The sequence below is a fragment of the Pusillimonas sp. genome (genome assembly GCF_044464525.1).
Classification (GTDB): domain Bacteria; phylum Pseudomonadota; class Gammaproteobacteria; order Burkholderiales; family Burkholderiaceae_B; genus Pusillimonas.
In genome coordinates, this window is record NZ_JBIQLE010000034.1 from 1 (window position 1) to 19,521 (window position 19,521).

General features: G+C 60.9%; 16 protein-coding genes and 1 other RNA gene. 15 read left to right on the plus strand and 2 right to left on the minus strand.

The window, feature by feature from the left end:
• Positions 1–373 precede the first annotated feature (373 nt).
• A complete protein-coding gene (locus tag ACIY1O_RS14985; RefSeq protein WP_397475903.1) occupies positions 374–739 on the plus strand; it encodes a DUF4870 family protein in 366 nt (121 codons plus the stop codon).
• 84 nt (positions 740–823) lie between these two features.
• Here the strand turns inward: ACIY1O_RS14985 and ACIY1O_RS14990 are convergent, their stop codons facing one another.
• Positions 824–1,096 carry an SWIB/MDM2 domain-containing protein gene (locus tag ACIY1O_RS14990; protein ID WP_397475904.1) on the minus strand — a complete coding sequence of 91 codons (273 nt, stop codon included), beginning with the start codon at positions 1,094–1,096 and terminating at the stop codon, positions 824–826.
• A gap of 162 nt (positions 1,097–1,258) precedes the next feature.
• On the opposite strand from ACIY1O_RS14990, the gene pyrC reads away from it, so the two are divergent.
• Positions 1,259–2,356, plus strand: coding sequence for a dihydroorotase (pyrC, locus tag ACIY1O_RS14995; protein WP_397475905.1), 1,098 nt, complete (start codon positions 1,259–1,261; stop codon positions 2,354–2,356).
• 95 nt (positions 2,357–2,451) lie between these two features.
• Here pyrC and ACIY1O_RS15000 read toward each other — a convergent pair whose 3' ends face one another.
• The gene (locus tag ACIY1O_RS15000; protein WP_397475906.1) at positions 2,452–4,275 is read right to left on the minus strand and encodes an ATP-binding cassette domain-containing protein; all 1,824 of its coding nucleotides are present in this window, start codon (positions 4,273–4,275) and stop codon (positions 2,452–2,454) included.
• Positions 4,276–4,395: 120 nt separating this feature from the next.
• Here ACIY1O_RS15000 and rnpB point away from each other — a divergent pair.
• The 13 genes from rnpB to ACIY1O_RS15065 all read left to right on the plus strand — a co-directional run bounded on the left by rnpB (position 4,396) and on the right by ACIY1O_RS15065 (position 19,519).
• Positions 4,396–4,809: RNase P RNA component class A (gene rnpB, locus ACIY1O_RS15005), an RNA gene on the plus strand.
• 263 nt (positions 4,810–5,072) lie between these two features.
• The gene (gene mraZ / locus ACIY1O_RS15010; protein ID WP_397475907.1) at positions 5,073–5,501 is read left to right on the plus strand and encodes a division/cell wall cluster transcriptional repressor MraZ; all 429 of its coding nucleotides are present in this window, start codon (positions 5,073–5,075) and stop codon (positions 5,499–5,501) included.
• A gap of 7 nt (positions 5,502–5,508) precedes the next feature.
• The gene (gene rsmH / locus ACIY1O_RS15015; RefSeq protein WP_397475908.1) at positions 5,509–6,576 is read left to right on the plus strand and encodes a 16S rRNA (cytosine(1402)-N(4))-methyltransferase RsmH; all 1,068 of its coding nucleotides are present in this window, start codon (positions 5,509–5,511) and stop codon (positions 6,574–6,576) included.
• On the plus strand, positions 6,576–6,884 hold the full coding sequence (ftsL, locus tag ACIY1O_RS15020; RefSeq protein WP_397475909.1) for a cell division protein FtsL: 309 nt from the start codon (positions 6,576–6,578) through the stop codon (positions 6,882–6,884). Before rsmH ends, ftsL begins: the two co-directional genes overlap by 1 nt.
• Positions 6,881–8,617, plus strand: a complete 1,737-nt coding sequence (locus ACIY1O_RS15025; protein WP_397475910.1) for a peptidoglycan D,D-transpeptidase FtsI family protein — start codon at positions 6,881–6,883, stop codon at positions 8,615–8,617. The genes ftsL and ACIY1O_RS15025 overlap by 4 nt, the downstream gene beginning before the upstream one ends.
• Positions 8,614–11,409 (plus strand): bifunctional UDP-N-acetylmuramoyl-L-alanyl-D-glutamate--2,6-diaminopimelate ligase MurE/UDP-N-acetylmuramoyl-tripeptide--D-alanyl-D-alanine ligase MurF, encoded by a 2,796-nt coding sequence (murF, locus tag ACIY1O_RS15030; RefSeq protein WP_397475911.1) that lies wholly within the window; start codon positions 8,614–8,616, stop codon positions 11,407–11,409. The genes ACIY1O_RS15025 and murF overlap by 4 nt, the downstream gene beginning before the upstream one ends.
• A complete protein-coding gene (gene mraY, locus ACIY1O_RS15035) occupies positions 11,399–12,571 on the plus strand; it encodes a phospho-N-acetylmuramoyl-pentapeptide-transferase (protein ID WP_397475912.1) in 1,173 nt (390 codons plus the stop codon). Before murF ends, mraY begins: the two co-directional genes overlap by 11 nt.
• Positions 12,568–14,100 (plus strand): UDP-N-acetylmuramoyl-L-alanine--D-glutamate ligase, encoded by a 1,533-nt coding sequence (gene murD / locus ACIY1O_RS15040; protein WP_397475913.1) that lies wholly within the window; start codon positions 12,568–12,570, stop codon positions 14,098–14,100. Before mraY ends, murD begins: the two co-directional genes overlap by 4 nt.
• Entirely contained in the window at positions 14,097–15,290 is a 1,194-nt protein-coding gene (ftsW, locus tag ACIY1O_RS15045; protein ID WP_397475914.1) for a putative lipid II flippase FtsW, read from the plus strand. The genes murD and ftsW overlap by 4 nt, the downstream gene beginning before the upstream one ends.
• The gene (murG, locus tag ACIY1O_RS15050) at positions 15,287–16,360 is read left to right on the plus strand and encodes an undecaprenyldiphospho-muramoylpentapeptide beta-N-acetylglucosaminyltransferase (protein WP_397475915.1); all 1,074 of its coding nucleotides are present in this window, start codon (positions 15,287–15,289) and stop codon (positions 16,358–16,360) included. The genes ftsW and murG overlap by 4 nt, the downstream gene beginning before the upstream one ends.
• Positions 16,357–17,763, plus strand: coding sequence for a UDP-N-acetylmuramate--L-alanine ligase (gene murC, locus ACIY1O_RS15055; RefSeq protein WP_397475916.1), 1,407 nt, complete (start codon positions 16,357–16,359; stop codon positions 17,761–17,763). Before murG ends, murC begins: the two co-directional genes overlap by 4 nt.
• On the plus strand, positions 17,760–18,731 hold the full coding sequence (locus tag ACIY1O_RS15060; RefSeq protein WP_397475917.1) for a D-alanine--D-alanine ligase: 972 nt from the start codon (positions 17,760–17,762) through the stop codon (positions 18,729–18,731). Before murC ends, ACIY1O_RS15060 begins: the two co-directional genes overlap by 4 nt.
• The gene (locus tag ACIY1O_RS15065; RefSeq protein ID WP_397475918.1) at positions 18,728–19,519 is read left to right on the plus strand and encodes a cell division protein FtsQ/DivIB; all 792 of its coding nucleotides are present in this window, start codon (positions 18,728–18,730) and stop codon (positions 19,517–19,519) included. Before ACIY1O_RS15060 ends, ACIY1O_RS15065 begins: the two co-directional genes overlap by 4 nt.
• Positions 19,520–19,521: the final 2 nt, after the last annotated feature.

Here is a 19,521-nt window from a genome sequence, read left to right on the forward strand (position 1 = left end):
CCCCAAAGCCCCTGCATCTTGCCGATGCAGGGGCTTTGCCTTTTGGGGGCCGAGCCCCCTTATTGCTCGGCGTTTATGGCCCGCATGGCGGGTCTGCGCCATCTCGGGCAGTAGCCCATCCACTCTTTAGCGACACAACCCGTGCGTGGCCGTGTGACGGGTGAAGCCGTAGATGGGCACGCCATGAAGGCAATACTTATCCAGCACTTATAGGAGAGCGCTCGCATAACGAGCCACCGCGTCGCCAGCGATAAGCGAAAATACAGTTCGCGAAATCATGGTTAAAGACAAAGCGCCAACAGCCGACAGCTAAACAGGTAAAATAGACCAACTCAAAATTTCATATCAATGGTCTTAATGTTTCGGAGGGTCTATGACCGATGTCTTGCCGCCAGAAAATCCCGGTGGTCTGTCGATGCGCACATTAACGCACGTCGTGTACGGCCTGTTTGCCTTGGGCTTGATCAGCGCAGGTTTTCTCGGGTTAGCCACAATCGCGGCTGTCGTAGTGGCCTACCTGAAGCGCAGCGACGCGGCCGGCACCATCTATGCCGGACATTTCGATTGGCTCATCAAGACCTTTTGGTGGGGTTTGTTGTGGTGTGTGCTTAGCGCCATTGCAACGTACATTTTCATTGGCTGGATCACAGGCATGATCGCGCTGATCTGGATCATCTACCGCGTCGTTCGTGGCTGGCTCGCCTTGTTTTCAGGCGGGGCTCCTCAAACGATTGATTGAAACGGTATCCGCCAAATAAAAAACGCTGCCCAAGAGCAGCGTTTTTTATTGTGTGCGGCTAAATACAGCTTGGCCGCAAATTTATTACTTCAGGTGGCCACTGACCAGTTTGGTGAGTTCAAACATGGACACCTGGTCTTTTCCGAACAGTGGGCGGAGCTTGTCGTCGGCGTTGATGTTGCGTCGGTTGGCAGGATCCTGCAAGTCATGCTTTTTGATGTACTCCCAGATTTTTTTGGTTACCTCGGTGCGCGGGAGCGGCTCGGCTCCGATAACGGCAGCAAGGGTGGGGCTGGGAGTCAGTGGCTTCATGAAGGCCGCATTGGGCTTGCGTGCGGTTTTTGCGGATGTTGCCATAGGAACGTGCTCCAATAGGGGGTGAATAAGTCGTTTTCCTGAGCATAACTTGAGTTGCCGCCAAAGACAAAGCGATTTGTGTCCGAAGGGGGCAAAAACCACCTATGTCGGGCAATATTAGAAGGTAAGATGAAGTTTTCTCGAATTTAAGATTGTAGAGTTATGCATAGCACTGACACCACCGATAGCTCCGTCGGCAGCGCCACCGACACGTTGACGCTGCGCCGTCCCGACGACTGGCATCTGCATTTGCGGGATGGAGCCATGCTTGAATCCGTAATCGGCGACTCCGCCCGTCAGTTTGCCCGGGCCATCATCATGCCCAACCTGACGCCGCCGGTTACGTCGACGGCACTTGCACAGGCCTACCGCCACAGAATCGAGGCTGCGCTAGGCAAGGCGGGTATAGAACAGGGCGCATTTACGCCGCTGATGACCTTGTACCTTACCGATAACACGACCGCTGGCGAGATCACTGCCGCCTCGGGTTCCGGCTTTGTTCATGGGGTGAAGCTGTACCCTGCAGGCGCCACCACGAACTCCGACGCGGGGGTGACCGATTTGCTTGGCAAGTGCGCCCAGGCGCTTGAGGCTATGGAAAAGCATGGAATGCCGCTGTTGGTGCACGGCGAAGTCAATGACCCCGCTGTCGATGTCTTCGACCGCGAAGCCGTATTTATCGATCGCGTCATGATTCCGCTACGCAAGCGGTATCCAGAACTAAAGGTCGTTTTTGAACACCTAACCACCCGTGATGGCGTTCAGTACGTGAAACAGGCCGAAGGGCCCATTGCCGCCACCATTACGCCGCAGCATCTTCTATACAACCGCAACGCTCTGTTCGTGGGCGGAATCCGTCCGCATTGGTATTGCCTGCCGGTACTCAAACGAGAAACACATCGCCTGGCGCTGATCGAGGCGGCAACCGGCGGCGACAAACGGTTTTTCCTGGGTACCGACAGTGCGCCGCACACTCGTGGCAGCAAAGAGCAAGCCTGCGGCTGTGCGGGATGCTATACGGCGTTTCATGCAATGGGCCTTTATGCCACGGCGTTCGAAGCAGCGGGTCGGCTCGATGCGCTTGAGGCCTTTGCCAGCCTTAACGGACCCGCATTTTACGGCTTGCCCTTGAATGAGGGCACGCTGACATTGCGCCGTGGCGCCACCCGCATCCCCGACGAAATTCCTGTGGGTGACACCGCCATGGTACCGCTGGCGGCCGGCGAAGAGCTACGTTGGCAAGTGTCTGACGAGGCCTGAGCAGAGTCATCAACTGGCGCCGGGGGCTTGGCAGAGCCATCAGTCAATGCCACAGCCCGAGCTGATGACGAACCGCTCGCTGTACTGGCCGGGATTCAGCCCGACTGCTTGCTTTCAAGCAGCTCCCAGCGCTCGAACAATCCGGTCAGTTCCTCTTCGAGGGCTTCCAGCTGTTTGTTGATCTCGTCGACTTTGTCGGGTGCGTCGCGGTATAGACTGCCGTCGGCCAGTTGCCCGGCAAGCTCGGCTTGCCGCGCCTCGAGCAGGGCAATTGCATCCGGCATCTCGTCCAGTTCTTTTTGCTCCCATGAGGCCAGCCTTCCGGGCCGGGCCGGCTTCTTGGGTTCAGTTTCTTTAGAGGCTGCCGGGGCGGGTTTGGAGGCGGTTGCTGCGGCACGCGGCTTGTCTGCGTTCGAGTGCCGGGGTTCAGGCCTTTGTGCGAGCCATTCATCGTAGCCGCCAACGTATTCGGCCCAGTGCCCATCGCCTTCGAACGCCAGGGTTTGTGTGACGACGTTATTCAGAAATTCGCGATCGTGGCTGACCAGGAGCACGGTGCCTTGATATTCTTGCAGCAGCGATTCCAGCAGTTCTAGTGTTTCGATGTCCAGGTCGTTGGTTGGCTCGTCCATGACAAGCACATTGGTGGGACGGGCGAATAAGCGCGCCAGCACCAGCCGGGCGCGTTCACCGCCCGAGAGGCTGCTTACGGGAGAACGCGCGCGCGCGGGCGAAAAGAGGAAATCTTCCAGATAGCTCATGATGTGCTTGCGCTGGTCGCCGATTTCCACCCATTCGCTGCCGGGGCTGATGGTGTCGGCCACGGTGGCGTTTTCGTCCAGTCGCGCCCGCATCTGGTCGAAGTATCCAACCGTAAGGTTGACGCCCAGCCGCACCTGCCCTTCATCGGGCGCGAGTTCACCCAGGATGATCTTGAGCAGGGTTGTCTTGCCCACGCCGTTTGGCCCGAGAAGGCCGATTCTGTCCTGGCGCAGGATGATGGTGCTGAGGTTGCGCACGATGATGCGTTCGCCGAAAGCGTGCGACACCTTGCTTAACTCGGCAACGAGCTTGCCCGAGCGCTTTCCTTCAGCAATGGCAAGGTTGACGTTGCCCATCCGTTCGCGGCGGGCGGCACGCTCGACACGCAAGGCTTCAAGGCGGCGCACCCGCCCCTCGTTGCGGGTGCGCCGGGCTTCCACGCCCTTGCGGATCCAGACCTCTTCCTGGGCGAGCACTTTGTCGAACTTGGCGTTTTGTTGCTGCTCTGCCTGAAGCCACTCGGCTTTGCGCTGTTGCCACGAGCTGAAGTTGCCCGGAAAGCTGAACAGCTTGCCGCGATCGAGCTCGACAATGCGTGTGGTGACGATATCGAGAAAGCGGCGGTCGTGGGTGATGAGTATGATGGCGCAGCGCGCTGCCAGAAGACGCTTTTCGAGCCAATCTATGCCCGTGAAGTCCAGGTGGTTGGTAGGCTCATCCAGCAATAGCAGGTCGGGCTCGTCGGCGAGCGCTTGCGCCAAGGCGACCCGTTTGCGGGTGCCGCCCGACAGACCGGCGATCGAGGCGTCTGCATCCAGGCCCAGTTCGTCGATAAGAGCCTGGACGCGCGCGGGGCGGACCCAGTCTTCGGTTTCGTTAATGTCGCCGCACAGTGTTTCGAATACGGTGGCGTCTTCGTCGAGCACCGGCTCTTGTTCGACGGTTGCCACACGCAAGCCCCCCAAGCGCTTGATTTCTCCGTCGTCAGGCATGCTGCGGCCGTCCAGCAGTTTCAGAAGAGAAGACTTTCCGGCCCCGTTGCGGCCGATCAGTCCGATGCGTTCGTCAGATTGCACAGTGAGATCGGCATGGTCGAGCAGGGGATGGTGGCCGTAGGCCAGTTGAATGTCGATCAGGGTAATAAGGTTGACTGCCATATCGGATATGCGTAATGCCAAACAGAGAAATTGATGGGGGGTGTGCGTCCAGCCCTTATTGTCGCAGGTTGGGGGCTTTCGGGTCGGTAACGGCCCTATGGTCGGCTACAATATGAATGCAAGACAGACTGGGCAATCGCGGTATTCGATATCGAGGAAGGTCCGGACTCCACAGGGCAGGATAACGGCTAACGGCCGTCCGTCCGGGTTTGCGGCGCAAGCTGCGGCTCGGACGAGGAATAGGGCCACAGAGACGAGTCTGTCGCGAGGGCGCGCTTAATGGTGCGCACCCGTACGGCCATCTCCGTACGGCGTACTTCATGCGAGGTGCGGCGCGACAGGGTGAAACGCGGCAACCTCTATCCGGAGCAACATCAAATAGGCATGCGCGGGTCCTTCGGGGCCTAAAGGGCGGCCCGTCCGAGCATGCGGGTAGATGGCTAGAGCGCTCCAGCAATGGTTCGCCCAGAGGAATGATTGCCCGCCGGGCTCCCGTCCGGCGTACAGAATCCGGCCTATAGGTCTGTCTTGCGCTCTCCCCCCGCTCATTAGCGCCCCAGTATGTAAACAAAAGCAAAGCTTTCCCCAAGCTATGCGACTTCAGACCGTACAAAGCACTTTTAGATCATTTCGCAATCCTTTGATTCCTTTGCTTTTTTCCTTCTGCGCTCTTCTTCGTTGCGACTGTAAGTGCTTGTTGTCATTGGAAAAACCGCAAGTTAGCGCTTGACCAGTGACGAAGCTTACCGTAGAGTGGGGAAAAGTAGGATTTTGTGCAAAAAAGTGGGGATAAATAGGTGTTTCAGGGAAGCAGCGCACTCACGTTGGATGCGAAGGGGAGGGTCTCAATTCCTACCCGGCATCGTGACGCGCTTAAATCGCAGGTCGAGGGCCGTCTGACCCTCACCCGGCACCCTGACGGCTGCCTGCTGCTTTATCCCCGCAATATCTGGGAACAGAAACGCGAACAGATCGCCGCTTTTCCGGCTTCGGCAAGGCCATTGCAACGTCTTCTGCTGGGCAATGCGCAAGACGTTGACATGGACGGTTCGGGACGTATCCTGGTTGCGCCCGAGTTGCGCCAGGCTGCCGGAATGACGCGCGAAATCATGCTGTTGGGAATGGGGGGGCACTTTGAGTTATGGGATGCGGCCGAGTGGGCGCGCTCAGAAGCCGAGGCGCTCGCAAAGGGCATGACGGACGCCCTAGACAATTTTTCGTTCTGACGCATCCATGGAGTTCACACACCGGCCCGTGCTGCTTGAGTCCACGGTCAACGCCCTCGTTGATCCCGGCTTTGACGCCAAGTCGCGGGTGTTTCGGCCGGATGGCGAAGTTCGCAGCCCGGATGGCGTCTATGTGGACGGCACCTTCGGCCGGGGCGGGCACAGCAGCTTGCTGCTTTCGCGGCTTGGGCCAAACGCCAGGCTGGTGGTCTTTGATAAAGACCCGGTCGCCATACAGGCCGCCCGCGAGCTTCGCGCCAAGGATGCCAGGGTCGAAGTGGTGCATGGCGGCTTTGCCTCCATGTTCGAAGAATTGCAGGCCCTGGGCCTGAAGCAGGTGGACGGCATCATGCTCGACCTGGGAGTTTCCTCTCCTCAGATCGACGATGCTGAACGAGGTTTTTCCTTCATGCGCGATGGCCCATTGGACATGCGCATGGACACGAGCAGCGGGATGACCGCGGCTCAATGGTTGGCTGAGGCCGATTTAGAAGAGATAAGGGAGGTCATAGCGAAATATGGCGAAGAACGGTTTGCTTTCCAGATTGCAAAGGCGGTTGTTGGTCGCCGCGAATCCCGGCCGCTGTGCACAACGCTCGACCTCGCCGAGCTCGTCGCCAGTGTCGTCCGCACGCGCGAAAAGGGTCAACACCCGGCCACCCGCAGCTTTCAGGCTTTACGGATTCACATCAATCAAGAGCTCGAAGAACTCGCGCGCGCCCTCGCGGCAGCTTTGAGGCTTCTGGCTCCCGGAGGGCGTCTGGCGGTGATCAGCTTCCATTCTCTCGAAGATCGCATGGTCAAGCAGTGCATTGCCGCGGCGCGTCGTCGCAGCGAGGCACAGTCGCGCATGCCCATTTTCGAGAAGGACATGCCGCGGCCCATCTTGGAGTCTTTGGGCAAGGTGTTGTCTTCGGCCGAAGAGGCGCGTGAGAATCCGCGCGCGCGCTCGGCTGTGTTACGCGTGGCGCAACGCACCAGCGAGCCGTTGCCGGACGACGAGGGCGCATCGTTCATCAATTCGATCCGACTGGTGCCGAAGTCGGCCTCTCGGCCGCCCAGGAGGAAAAAATAATGGGCCGGCTAAGTATCCTTTTCGCTGCATTGCTGATGCTATCTGCAATTTCCCTTGTCACGGCGCGCTATCAATCGCGCCAACTTTTCGTGGAGTCCGAGCGGACGGCCGCCTACGCTCGCGAACTCGATACGGATTGGCGTCGGCTGCAACTGGAGCGAGCCGAGCTGGCGCGCAATGCGCGTATTGATGAAATTGCGCGTAACGACCTGGATATGCGGCCGTCCTCGCCAGACCGTACCCTGTATCTCAAAGGCGACTTCGCGGCAGACCCGGCGCCAGGCCAGATGAACGGAGGACAGCCATGAAGCGCGTGCGTTTCTATGACAGTCCGGTCCTGGATATTCAAATGCCGCTATGGCGCGCGCGCCTGGTCTTGATACTTCTGATGTTGGGGTTTGCGGCGGTGGTCGTCAAGGCGCTGTATCTGCAGGGAATGTCCAAGGATTTCCTTCAGCAGCAGGGCGAGCGCCGCTACGAGCGCACACTGGTGCTGCCGGCCACGCGCGGCAAGATCTTTGATCGCACCGGCGATGTCGTATTGGCTTCGAGCGTACCCGCCCGGGCCATCTGGGCCATTCCGGAAGACGCTCAAGGCGCCGACGGCGCCCAGCTGGAAGAGTTGGCGGCGTTGCTCGAGATGCGGCCGGCCGACATTCATTCCCGGATCGCGAACGAGGACAAGAACTTTGTCTATATAAAGCGGCAGGTTTCGGTCGAGCTTGCCGATCAAATCAAAGCCTTGAAAATTCCGGGCGTTCACCAGCAGGCGGAAATGCGTCGCTTTTATCCCGAAGGCGGCATGACGGCTCACGTGCTGGGTTTTACGAACATCGAGGACAAAGGCCTCGAGGGCGTGGAGCTGACTTTCGACGACGAGCTGTCGGGCACGCCGGGCAGTCGGCGCGTCATCCGTGACCGTCTCGGACGCGTCGTCGAAGACGTGCAAGCAGTGGTGCCGCCGGTGGATGGCCAAGATCTGCACTTGTCCATTGATGCCGGCTTGCAATTCGATGCCTACTCGGCCCTGAAGAAAGGCATGGAGGAGCACAACGCACGCGCTGCCGCGGGCATAGTGCTGGACGTCAAGACGGGCGAAGTTCTGGCCTTGGTCAATCTGCCCACCTACGACCCGAACAAACGCGACGACCGCAAGGGCGATGCATTGCGCAACCGTGTGATTACCGACACCTTCGAGCCGGGCTCCATCATGAAGCCGTTCACGGCGGCGCTTGCCCTCGGTCTGGGCAAGATAACCACCGAGACGAAATTCGACACGGGCAATGGGCGCTATCGCTACCAGGGGTCGGTCATATCGGACGTAAGCCGCAATGGCGTGCTTGACGTAGCAGGCATCTTGCGCCGTTCGAGCAACATCGGTATGACGATGATCTCTGAGCGGCTTACCTCCCAGGAAATGTGGACCAAGTTCACCGAGCTGGGTTTCGGCAGGGCGCCTCATACGAATTTCCCCGGCGTGGCCTCTGGCAAGCTTCGCCCATGGGAACGCTGGCGTCCCATCGAGCGGGCAACCATGGCCTACGGCTACGGCCTGTCGGCATCGCTCTTGCAGATTGCCCACGCGTTTACGGTCTTTGCACGCGATGGCGACATGGTCTCGCTGACACTGCTCAAGCGAGAGGGCCGGCCCACTTCAGTGCAGGTATACAAGCCCGAGGATGCAGCACTGGTGCGTTCAATGCTTGAGGCGGCCGCTGGGCCGGACGGAGCCAAACTGGCTCAGGTGCAAGGCTATCGCGTGGCGGGCAAGAGCGGCACGGCGCGCAAGATCGTAGACGGAAAATACAGCACATCCAAATACCGCAGCTCATTCGTTGGCTTCGCTCCGGTGTCCGACCCGCGTATTGTCGTGGCCGTCACGCTGGACGAACCGCAGGGCGGCGCTTATTACGGTGGCAGGGTGGCAGCTCCGGTTTTTTCAAATATTGTGGCAAGCAGCTTGAGGCGCATGGGCGTACAGCCCGACGCCCCGTTTGAGTCTTTGGTTGCGGTGGGTGCTCACGGGGAGGCGCAGGAATGAACGTTCAACAATTGATCGAATGGATTTCCGGCCACGCATCACCTTCGGCGCAGCTGTGCCTGAATTCACGGCAACTGGAAAAAGGCGACGTCTTTTTCGCCTGCCCGGGCCTCCAGAGCGATGGGCGTTCCTTTGTCGCGCAAGCTCTCGAGCGCGGTGCGTCCGCGGTCCTGGCAGAGGCTGGCGGGGCTGGGTTTCATATCGAAGAAAACGCCGCTGTCCTGCAGGTAGAAGGCCTGACAAGAAAGCTCGGTGAGATCGCCCACGAATGGTATGGGCGCCCCTCTGAGGCGTTGACGGTGGTTGCCATAACTGGAACCAACGGCAAGACCTCCACGGTGCAGTGGCTGGCGGCCGCGCTCAATGCGGCGGACGAGCCCTGCGGCACGGTTGGCACCATGGGGGTGACCTTGCCGGACGGAACGAATCTTGGCGGCGCCTTGACGACGCCAGACGTGCTGACCGTGCATCGCAGTCTCGCGGCCATCCGCGATGCCGGGGCGACGGTGGCGGCCATCGAGGCCTCGTCAATTGGTCTGGACCAGGGCCGGCTCGACGCGGTCAATATCCGGATCGCCGGTTTCACGAACCTGACTCACGACCACCTTGATTACCATTCGACCATTGAGAAATACAAAGCGGCCAAATTCGCCTTGTTCAGCAGGCTCGGGTTGGAGTCTGCCGTCATCAATGTGGACGACCCCGTGGGACAAGAGCTTGCGTGCCAGGTTTCGGGCATCCGTGTGGATACCTATTCTCTTGATCAGGGCGCGACGGCATCGATCTTGGCCAGAGACATCCATTCCGGCACCTATGGCCTGGTATTCAACCTTTCGATCGGCGAACGCACTGCTCAACTCGTCACGCGCTTGGTGGGGCTGCACAATGTGTCCAACTTGTTGCTGATCGCTGGTGCTCTCGGCCAGCTTGGCTGGTCTGTAACCCGGGTCGCCAGGGCGCTGTCGGCGCTACGCTCCGTAGGAGGCCGTTTGCAAATCGTCGAAGCGGTCGATTGTGGCGGCGCAACCGCGACCGGCGGGCCCATGGTAGTGGTCGATTATGCGCATACCCCGGACGCACTGGGTCGCGCGCTGGAAGCTCTTCGCGAGACGGCGGCTTCACGGGGCGGCAGATTGATCTGCGTCTTTGGTTGCGGCGGCGATCGCGATAAAGGCAAGCGTCCCTTGATGGGGGAGCTGGCAAGCAGGCTTGCCGACCATGTCATTCTTACCAACGACAATCCTCGTTCGGAAGACCCGCAGAGTATCCTGGACGACGTCCTGGGCGGCATGGAGGTTCAGCCGGTGGTTCAGCCCGACCGCGCGGCGGCCATACTCGAGGCCATCTGGCGCGCCGAGGACAACGATGTTGTTCTGTTGGCGGGCAAGGGGCACGAAACCTACCAAGAAATAGCCGGGCGCCGTACAGCGTTCGATGATCGAGAATGGTCCGCGCTGGCACTGACATGGCGACGCGGCGCCTCGCTCAGCTCCGATTCGCGCCGCATTGCCGCCGGACAGATATTCCTGGCCCTTGTGGGCGAACACTTTGACGGCCACGCCTATTTGGAGCAGGTGCGCGAGGCCGGAGCGTGCGCGGCCATCGTCGCAAGTCGCGATCCCGACGCTGCCTTGCCCCAGTTCGAGGTGGGCGACACGGCCAAGGCCCTGAGGATGCTTGGTGCGCAGTGGCGCAGGTGTTTCGACATTCCGGCCATCGCAGTCACCGGAAGCAACGGCAAGACGACGACCAAAGAAATGATCGCGTCCATCCTGCGAGCCTGGCTGGGCGAGGCTGCCGCGTTATGGACGCGCGGGAATTTGAATAATGAATTGGGTGTTCCGCTTACGCTGCTGGAACTGAAGCCGGCTCACCAGGCTGCGGTATTCGAGTTGGGCATGAATCATCCGGGCGAGATCGCGATGCTGGCCGATATGGTTCGGCCCACGGTCGCCCTGGTCAACAATGCTCAGCGCGAGCACCAGGAATTCATGCACACAGTCGAGGCCGTGGCGCGTGAAAACGGCAGCGTCATCAGTGCCTTGCCTGACAGCGGCGTGGCCGTATTCCCGGCTGATGACGCCTACACCGCCTTGTGGCGCGAAATGTCCCAGGGGCGGCGAACCTTGACCTTCGGCCTGGAGTGCGAAGCGGACGTGCGCGCCGCCGACATTCATGCCGAACCGACAAGAACCGGCTTTCGGTTGGATACGCCGGAAGGTTCCGCCGCTTTGAGGCTCAAGGCTCCAGGCCTGCACAATTTGCGCAATGCCCTGGCCGCCGCGGCTTGCGCACTGGCGGCGGGCGCGCCGCTGACTGCGGTGGCGAACGGTTTGCAGGCGTTCGACCCGGTTGCCGGACGTATGCAGCCCACGGCGCTGCCGGGCGGCTTGCAGTTGATCGATGATACGTATAATGCCAACCCTGATTCGGTCAGGGCGGCAATAGAGGTGCTGGCCCAACTGGCCGGCCGCAAGGTGCTGGTCCTGGGCGACATGGCCGAAGTCGGTGCGCAGGGTCCCGCCATGCACGCAGAGGTGGGCGCATACGCCAAAGAACAGGGCATCGACGCTCTGTTGACATTCGGGCCGGCGGCCAGGCAATGCGCGGAGGCCTTTGGCGACCATGCCCGATCATTTGACGACATGGATGCATTGCTAAGGCATCTGGCAAGTTTGGCGCCCGCAAATATTCTGGTAAAAGGCTCTCGCAGTACACGTATGGAACGAGTGGTTCAGGGATATATACAACAACTCCAGGCCAAGGCCGAAGGAGACCACAATGTTGCTTGAACTGGCCCGCTGGCTTTCCGACTCGCATATACGCGCGTTCAGTGTCTTCGAATACATTACCTTCCGGGCTGTCCTGGCCTGCGGAACGGCATTGCTCATTGGTCTTGTGGCCGGTCCTTGGGTGATACGCAAGCTGACCGAGCTGAAGATAGGTCAGGCCGTGCGCGGATACGGCCCTGAGTCTCACATACAGAAGACCGGCACACCCACCATGGGCGGCGCGCTGATATTGATTGCGATCGCGGTCAGCACGCTGTTGTGGGCCGACTGGACCAACCGTTTCGTCTGGGTCGTGCTGTTGGTGACCTTCGGCTTTGGCTGGATCGGCTGGGCGGACGATTACAAGAAGGTCATCAATCGCGACCCGGAGGGCATGTCGGCCCGCCGTAAGTTCTTCTGGCAGGCCCTGATCGGGCTGGTGGCCGCCATATACCTTACCTTTGCCGTGTCGGCGCCGGCCAACGCCGACCTGTGGCCTCTGTTCCGCGACTGGGTTCTTAGCGGCTTTACCTTGCCTTTGCCCACCCGTGCCGACCTGATCGTGCCGTTCTTCAAGAGCGTCAGCTACCCGCTGGGCGTTGTCGGATTTGCCGCACTGACATGGTTCGTGATTGTGGGAACCAGCAACGCGGTCAACCTGACCGACGGTCTGGACGGCCTGGCCATCATGCCCACGGTGATGGTGGGCAGCGCCCTGGGCATCTTCGCTTATGTGGTGGGCCGCGTCGACTATTCCAAGTATTTACTGTTTCCGTATATTCCCGGTGCGTCCGAAGTCATGGTGCTTTGTGCCGCCATCGCCGGCGCCGGCCTCGCTTTCCTGTGGTTCAACGCCTATCCGGCGCAAGTGTTCATGGGCGATGTGGGCGCGCTGGCCCTGGGCGGGGCGCTGGGCACCATCGCCGTCATTGTCCGTCAGGAGATCGTCTTGTTCATCATGGGCGGGGTATTCGTTGTCGAAACCCTGTCTGTGATGATCCAGGTGGCGTATTTCAAGTACACCAAGCGACGATACGGAGAAGGCAGAAGAATTTTGCGCATGGCGCCGCTGCATCATCATTTCGAGGTGGGCGGTTGGAAGGAAACCCAGGTGGTGGTTCGTTTTTGGATCATCACGATGATTCTGGTGCTGATCGGACTGGCGACACTTAAACTCAGATGAGCGACTTTTCCATACCCTCGATCCGAACCGATGCCCGGACCTTGATTCTAGGTCTGGGGCAGACCGGCGTCGCGGCCGCGCTATGGTGCGCCCGGCACGGCGCGCCGCTGCGGGTTCTGGATACGCGCGCAAAGCCCGCGGGCATGGAGGCACTGGAGCAGAATCTGCAGCAGGCGGACGTCGACTACCGTCTGGGGGTCGAGCACTTTGGCGAAGCGGCCTTGGAAAACGTGTGCACCATCGTAATCAGTCCGGGTTTGTCGCCTCACACCGAGCCGGTGGCCGGCTTGTTGGCCTTGGCGGCCGGCCGAAACATCGAAGTCGTGGGTGAAATAGAGCTGTTCGCCCGTGCATTGCGCGACATGGCCGAGCAGGGCTATTCGCCCAAAGTGCTTGCGGTGACCGGCACCAACGGCAAGACGACAGTAGTCTCCATGGCACGGCAGTTGGCCGCGGCCGGCGGTTTCCATGCACGCGCCGCGGGCAACATCGGTCCAGCCGCCTTGGCGGCTTTGCTTGATGCCTGCGAACAGGGGCAGTTGCCGGACGTCTGGGTGCTCGAGCTGTCGAGCTTCCAGCTCGAGTTCACGTCCGGCCTGGAGCTCGACGCTGCGGCAGTGCTCAACGTGACTCAAGACCACCTCGATTGGCACGGGTCTATCGAGGCTTACGCTAAGGCCAAGGCGCGCTTGTTGAGCATGGCTCGAGTGGCCGTCATCAACCGGGATGATGAGCTCGTCGCGGGCATGGTCGATGATCAGCGGTCCCCGGCCGTCAGAAGCTTTGGTCGCAGCTTGCCGAGGTGGGATGGCGACCTGGGGCTGGACGGCAGCGCGGGCCTTGATTGGCTGGCGTACTGCGAGGCCGACGAAATGGATGCGCCCGCGCCCAGCGGCGGTCGCCGCAAGAAAACGGCAACTCCTCCTCAACGGCCCGATGGGCGCGTCGGGCGGCTAATGCCGGCCGACGCGCTTCGGGTGCGTGGCTTGCACAACGCCTTCAATGCGATGGCTGCTCTGTGCCTGGTGCGCTGCCTGGGCGCCGGGTGGGCCGGCATGCTGCATGCCCTCAGGGATTACGCCGGCGAGCCGAATCGCAGCGAGTTCCTGCGCAGTATCGGCGCCGTTGATTTCATCAACGACAGCAAGGGCACGAACGTGGGCGCGACGCTGGCTGCGCTCGAGGGATTGGGACAGCCTGTGGTGCTTGTTGCGGGTGGCCTGGGCAAGGGCCAGGATTTCTCGCCGCTTGCCAAAGCCGTGGCGCAACATGCGCGAGGCGTTGTCTTGATCGGCCAGGATGCCGATGTCATGGCCCGGGCATTGGAAGGGGCGGGGGTGCGGATTGAAATGGCGTCTTCCATGGAAGACGCCGCCGCCAAGGCTTTTGCCATGGCCCAGCCGGGTGACGCCGTGCTGTTGTCGCCCGCTTGCGCCAGCATGGACATGTTCCGCGATTATGTGCATCGTGGTCAGGCCTTTGTGGACGCCGTTGAAGCTCTCGCACTGGATAATGGGGAGGTCGCATGAGCTTGTTCGCCGACTTGACCTCCAGCGTGAATGCCGTGCGGCCGGGCCGCACCACTATGCCCAGTTTCGACTTCGCAGTCATTATCGCTTGCGCGGCCTTGGTCCTGTTTGGTCTGCTGATGGTGTACTCGGCCTCGATTGCGTTGGCCGACGGGCCGCGCTATGAAAGCTACGGACGTTATTATTTTGTATTGCGCCACGGGCTGTTCCTGCTGATGGGCGTACTGGCCCTGGGCGTCGCCTTGAGCATTCCGATGCGTGTGTGGCAAAAGGCCGCAGTGCCGCTGTTTCTCTTGTGCATGCTGCTGCTGGTAATTGTTCTGATCCCGGGCATCGGCCGAGAGGTTAATGGAGCGCGCCGCTGGCTGCCCTTAGGCATCGTGAATTTTCAGCCTTCGGAACTTATGAAGATCGCCATGCTGCTGTTCGCCGCCGAGTACACGGTGCGCAAGCAAGAGCATATGCAGAACTTCGTGCGTGGCTTCATGCCAATGGCTTGCGCGCTGGCGGCTGTGGGCATGGTGGTTTTGGCGGAGCCCGACCTGGGCGCCTTCATGGTCATCGTGGCCATCGCCGTTGGCATATTGTTCATTGGCGGAATCAACGGCAGGCTGTTCTCCAGTCTGCTGGCCGTGCTGATCGGCAGCTTTCTATTGCTGATCTGGCTGTCGCCGTGGCGCCGCGAACGGCTCTTCGCCTACCTTGATCCCTGGAATCCGGACAATGCCTATGGCAGCGCCTATCAGTTGTCGCATTCGCTAATCGCCCTGGGCAGGGGCGAGTGGTTCGGTGTCGGGCTTGGGGCCAGTGTGGAAAAGCTGCATTATCTGCCCGAGGCGCATACCGATTTCATCGTCGCTGTCATTGGCGAAGAGCTCGGTTTCGTCGGCGTGGCCGCGCTGATCTTCGCCTTCGCCTTCCTTGTGTGGCGCGCCTTCGACATCGGCCGTCAGGCGATCGCCATGGAGCGCATCTTCAATGGTCTTGTCGCACAAGGCGTGGCCCTTTGGTTTGGCATTCAAGCGTTTATCAATATAGGAGTCTGCGTGGGCCTGCTGCCCACCAAGGGCTTGACCCTTCCCCTGGTCAGCTATGGGGGCACAGGCATTGTCATGAATCTGGTGGCCGTCGGCCTTCTGTTGCGCGTCGATTACGAAAACCGCAACATGATGCGAGGCAAACGTACATGAGCGCGCGAACCATATTGATCATGGCCGGAGGCACGGGCGGGCATATTATGCCGGGCCTTGCGGTGGCGGACGAAATGCGGCAGCGCGGATGGCGTGTGGTGTGGCTTGGCCATCCGGACCGCATGGAAGGCCGGATCGTTCCGCAGCATGATATTCCGCTTGAGCCGCTTCGTTTCGCCGGCGTGCGCGGAAAAGGGCCGGCGGCCTTGCTGAAGCTCCCGTTCGGCCTTGCCGGTGCGTGCCGGCAGGCTTTACGAGCCTTGAGTTCGGTACGGCCTGATGTGGTGCTGGGCATGGGCGGCTATGTTGCCTTTCCGGGCGGCCTGATGGCGCGGTGGCGGCGCATTCCCCTTGTGGTGCACGAGCAGAACGCGATAGCCGGAACGGCGAACCGTGTTCTAGCACGCATGGCGCGCAAGGTACTGACAGGCTTTCCGGGCGCCTTGCCCGGCGCGTTGATGGTGGGTAATCCGGTACGCCAGGAGCTTTTGCGGCTTCCGCCTGTTCTCGAGCGATATCGCAGCCGGCAAGGGCCGCTGCGTGTGCTGGTGGTTGGCGGAAGCCTCGGAGCACAGGTATTGAACGAAGTTGTGCCGGCCGCCTTGGCGTTGCTGCCCGAGCACGCACGTCCTGTGGTGGTGCACCAGGCGGGCGTCCAGCATATCGAAAGCCTTGCCCAGCGCTATGCGCAGGCGGGTGTTCAGGCGCAGTGCCATGCCTTCATCGACGACATGGCCGCCCGTTTGGGTGAAGCCGACCTGTTGATTTGCCGCGCGGGCGCCATGACGGTGGCCGAGGCTGCGGCGGCAGGGGTCGCTGCCTTGTTCGTGCCCTTGCCTCATGCAATCGATGATCACCAGACATCCAATGCGCGTTATCTCAGTGATTGCAACGGCGCGTGGCTGCGGAAGCAGTCGGAGTTCACGCCCGAATGGCTTGCCCAATGGTTGAAGGAGCGAAGCCGCGACGAATTGGCTCGTTACGCCGGGCATGCACATGAGCATGCCAGCTTGAACGCGGCACAGCAGATAGCCGACGCCTGCGAGCACGTGGCACGGAGGGCCGCATGAAGCACAGAATACAAAGCATCCATTTTGTCGGCATAGGCGGTTCGGGCATGAGCGGCATCGCCGAAGTGCTTCTCAACCTGGGCTATGCCATCAGCGGCTCGGATATGCAGGAATCCAGTGTTACGCGGCGTCTGGCGGAACTTGGGGCGCGGGTCAGCATCGGTCATGACGCAGCCAATGTGGAAGGGGTGGGCGCCATCGTGACGTCCACCGCTGTATCGGCTGACAACCCCGAGGTGCTTGCCGCGCGGGCCGCTCGCATACCAGTCGTGCCTCGAGCCTTGATGCTGGCCGAGCTCATGCGCTTGAAGCGCGGCATCGCCGTGGCGGGCACTCATGGCAAGACCACCACCACCAGCCTCGTGGCCAGTGTGCTGGCTGGGGGCGGTCTTGATCCGACCTTTGTGATTGGCGGGCGCCTAACCTCGGCCGGCGCCAATGCGCGCCTGGGGCAGGGCGAGTTCATCGTGGTCGAGGCCGACGAGTCTGATGCGTCGTTCTTGAATCTGTTGCCGGTGATGGCCATCATCACCAACATCGATGTCGACCATATGGACACCTATGGCCACGATCTGGCGCGTCTCAAGAGCGCCTTCATAGAGTTTACGCAGCGTCTGCCTTTCTACGGCAGCGCTGTGGTTTGCAGCGATGATGCAAACGTGCGGGAAATCATTCCTCTGATCTCGCGGCCGGTGACCACCTATGGCTTCAATGAAGACGCTCTGGTGCGGGCCGTGAATGTCCAGGCGGATGGCACCACCATGGCCTTTGACGTTGAGCGTCGCAGCGTGTCGGGCCCTCTGCCTGCATTATCGGTGCGCCTCAGCCTTCCGGGCAGGCACAATGTGCTCAACGCACTTGCCGCCATAGCGGTGGCCACCGAGTTGGGCGTGGGAGATCACGCGATCGCCGAGGCGCTGGAGGCATTCAATGGTGTGGGGCGGCGCTTTACGCTCGTGGGCGACTTTCCCGTTACTGAGGCCCGGGGCGGCGGACGTTTCACCCTGGTCGACGATTACGGCCACCACCCTGTCGAGATGGAGGCGACGCTCCAGGCGGCTCGAGGCGCCTGGCCTGACCGCCGGATTATCCTGGCGTTTCAACCACACCGCTATACCCGAACGCGCGATTGCTTCGAGGACTTCGTTCGTGTGTTGAGCCAGGCCGATGCTGTATTGCTTACCGATGTCTATCCGGCGGGCGAAGCGCCGGTGGTGGCAGCTGACGGCCGCGCGCTCGCCCGCGCCATCCGGGTCGCCGGCAAGGTCGAGCCGGTTTTTGTCGAAGACGTTGCCGACCTTCCCGAAGTCGTCACGAATTTTGTTGTGGACGGTGACGTCGTCGTCGTCATGGGCGCGGGCACGATCAGCCGGGTGGCCGCCCGTATCGGAGAGTTGGCATGAGCAGCAAGTTCGGCCGCGTCGGTGTGTTGTATGGCGGGCATTCCGCGGAACGCGAGGTGTCGCTGATGTCGGGGCGCGGGGTGCATGAAGCGTTGTGCCGCGCCGGCGTCGACGCGCATCTGTTCGATACCGGAACCCGGACACTGGCCGATTTGGTCAATGCAGGGTTCGACCGGGTCTTCATCGCATTGCATGGGCGTTACGGCGAGGATGGCACGCTGCAAGGCATGCTGGAGCTGATGAGGCTGCCGTACACGGGCAGCGGCCCCTTGGCCTCGAGCCTGTCGATGGACAAGGTCATGACCAAGAAAGTGTGGCTTCACGAGGGTCTGCCGACACCGGACTACGTGGTGCTGGTCGACGAGGAAAGTCTGGACGAGGCCGCCGATCGATTGGGGCTGCCCCTGATCATGAAGCCGCCGCACGAAGGTTCGACCATGGGGGTTACCAAGGTGACGGACCGGTCTCAGATGCGGCAAGCCTATCGTCTGGCGGCCGGTTTTGATGCAACGGTGCTGGCCGAACAGTTTATTGAAGGGCGCGAATTGACGGTGCCGTTGCTGGGCGGGCCGCGCGGCGCGCGTTCCCTTCCCATCGTCGAGATCGTGGCGCCGGGCGGCAATTACGACTACGAACATAAGTATCTTTCGGACAAGACGCAGTACATCTGCCCCGCTTCGCTGGACGACTCCCTTGCCAACCACATCCTGCGTCTGGCCGAACGTTCTTACGAGGTGCTGGGATGCGAAGGCTGGGGGCGCGCCGACTTCATGCTTGATGAGCAGGGACGGCCCTGGCTGCTTGAGATGAACACCTCGCCCGGCATGACCAGCCACTCTCTGGTGCCCATGGGCGCCAAAGCGCAAGGCATGAGCTACGACGAGCTTTGCCTTGCGATTCTCGACACCGCATCTTGCAAGGTGGCTGCGCCCCGCGCTCAGCCGGTCGAAGGAGGGAGCCAATCGTGATCAACGACGCGCGCATCATCAACTTCGTCGCAAACTCGCTGACTTTATTGGCGGTGTTGGCGATGCTGCTCGGCGTCGTGTTCTGGCTGGTGCAGCGGCCCTATTTTTCGATTGACCGCATCCGCATCGAACCGATGCAAGCGGATGCATTGAATTACGTCTCGACGGCCAGTGTCCGGGCGACAATTGCGGGGCGGGTCGCGGGCAATTTCTTCACGATCGATCTGGACGAAACGCGCCATTTGCTGGAAACCGTTCCCTGGGTGCGCCATGCACGCATTCGCCGCGTGTGGCCCGATACCCTGCATGTGCAGTTGGAGGAACAGCAGCCGTTGGCGCTGTGGAACGAAGACCAGATGATCAATACCTGGGGCGAGGCCTTCAGCGCGAATCAAGGCGAGCTGCCCGATGATGCGAGGCTGCCTCGATTCCACGGCCCGGCGAACTCCGAACGTCTGGTCGTCCAGCGATATGCCGAGTTGGCGCGTTGGTTCGCGCCCTTGAATGTCAGCGTCAGCGAGATCACCCTGAGTCCTCGTTATGCCTGGTCTGTCGAGCTGTCGGGCGGTGTGCGCCTGAGCTTGGGACGAGATCCGGCCGCCGATGTGGCCGACCCGCACGGCCGCTCCGGAGCTTTGCCTTTCGCAACCCGCATACAGCGTTTTGTCCAGGCGTGGCCCGCTCTTGCACAGCGCTTGGATGGCCGGGCGCTGGATAGTGCGGATTTACGTTATGCCAACGGTTTTGCCATTACCCTGGCGCCCGTTCCCTCTTCTTCTACGAAATAGAA

What these genes read in the sequence shown, in the direction of transcription:
- ftsL (WP_397475909.1), top strand. Translation starts at nt 6,576, where the DNA reads ATGGGCCGGCTAAGTATCCTTTTCGCTGCATTGCTGATGCTATCTGCA.
- murG (WP_397475915.1), top strand. Translation starts at nt 15,287, where the DNA reads ATGAGCGCGCGAACCATATTGATCATGGCCGGAGGCACGGGCGGGCAT.
- murD (WP_397475913.1), top strand. Translation starts at nt 12,568, where the DNA reads ATGAGCGACTTTTCCATACCCTCGATCCGAACCGATGCCCGGACCTTG.
- murC (WP_397475916.1), top strand. Translation starts at nt 16,357, where the DNA reads ATGAAGCACAGAATACAAAGCATCCATTTTGTCGGCATAGGCGGTTCG.
- rsmH (WP_397475908.1), top strand. Translation starts at nt 5,509, where the DNA reads ATGGAGTTCACACACCGGCCCGTGCTGCTTGAGTCCACGGTCAACGCC.
- ftsW (WP_397475914.1), top strand. Translation starts at nt 14,097, where the DNA reads ATGAGCTTGTTCGCCGACTTGACCTCCAGCGTGAATGCCGTGCGGCCG.
- mraY (WP_397475912.1), top strand. Translation starts at nt 11,399, where the DNA reads ATGTTGCTTGAACTGGCCCGCTGGCTTTCCGACTCGCATATACGCGCG.
- ACIY1O_RS14985 (WP_397475903.1), top strand. Translation starts at nt 374, where the DNA reads ATGACCGATGTCTTGCCGCCAGAAAATCCCGGTGGTCTGTCGATGCGC.
- ACIY1O_RS14990 (WP_397475904.1), bottom strand. Translation starts at nt 1,096, where the DNA reads ATGGCAACATCCGCAAAAACCGCACGCAAGCCCAATGCGGCCTTCATG.
- ACIY1O_RS15025 (WP_397475910.1), top strand. Translation starts at nt 6,881, where the DNA reads ATGAAGCGCGTGCGTTTCTATGACAGTCCGGTCCTGGATATTCAAATG.
- ACIY1O_RS15000 (WP_397475906.1), bottom strand. Translation starts at nt 4,275, where the DNA reads ATGGCAGTCAACCTTATTACCCTGATCGACATTCAACTGGCCTACGGC.
- murF (WP_397475911.1), top strand. Translation starts at nt 8,614, where the DNA reads ATGAACGTTCAACAATTGATCGAATGGATTTCCGGCCACGCATCACCT.
- pyrC (WP_397475905.1), top strand. Translation starts at nt 1,259, where the DNA reads ATGCATAGCACTGACACCACCGATAGCTCCGTCGGCAGCGCCACCGAC.
- ACIY1O_RS15060 (WP_397475917.1), top strand. Translation starts at nt 17,760, where the DNA reads ATGAGCAGCAAGTTCGGCCGCGTCGGTGTGTTGTATGGCGGGCATTCC.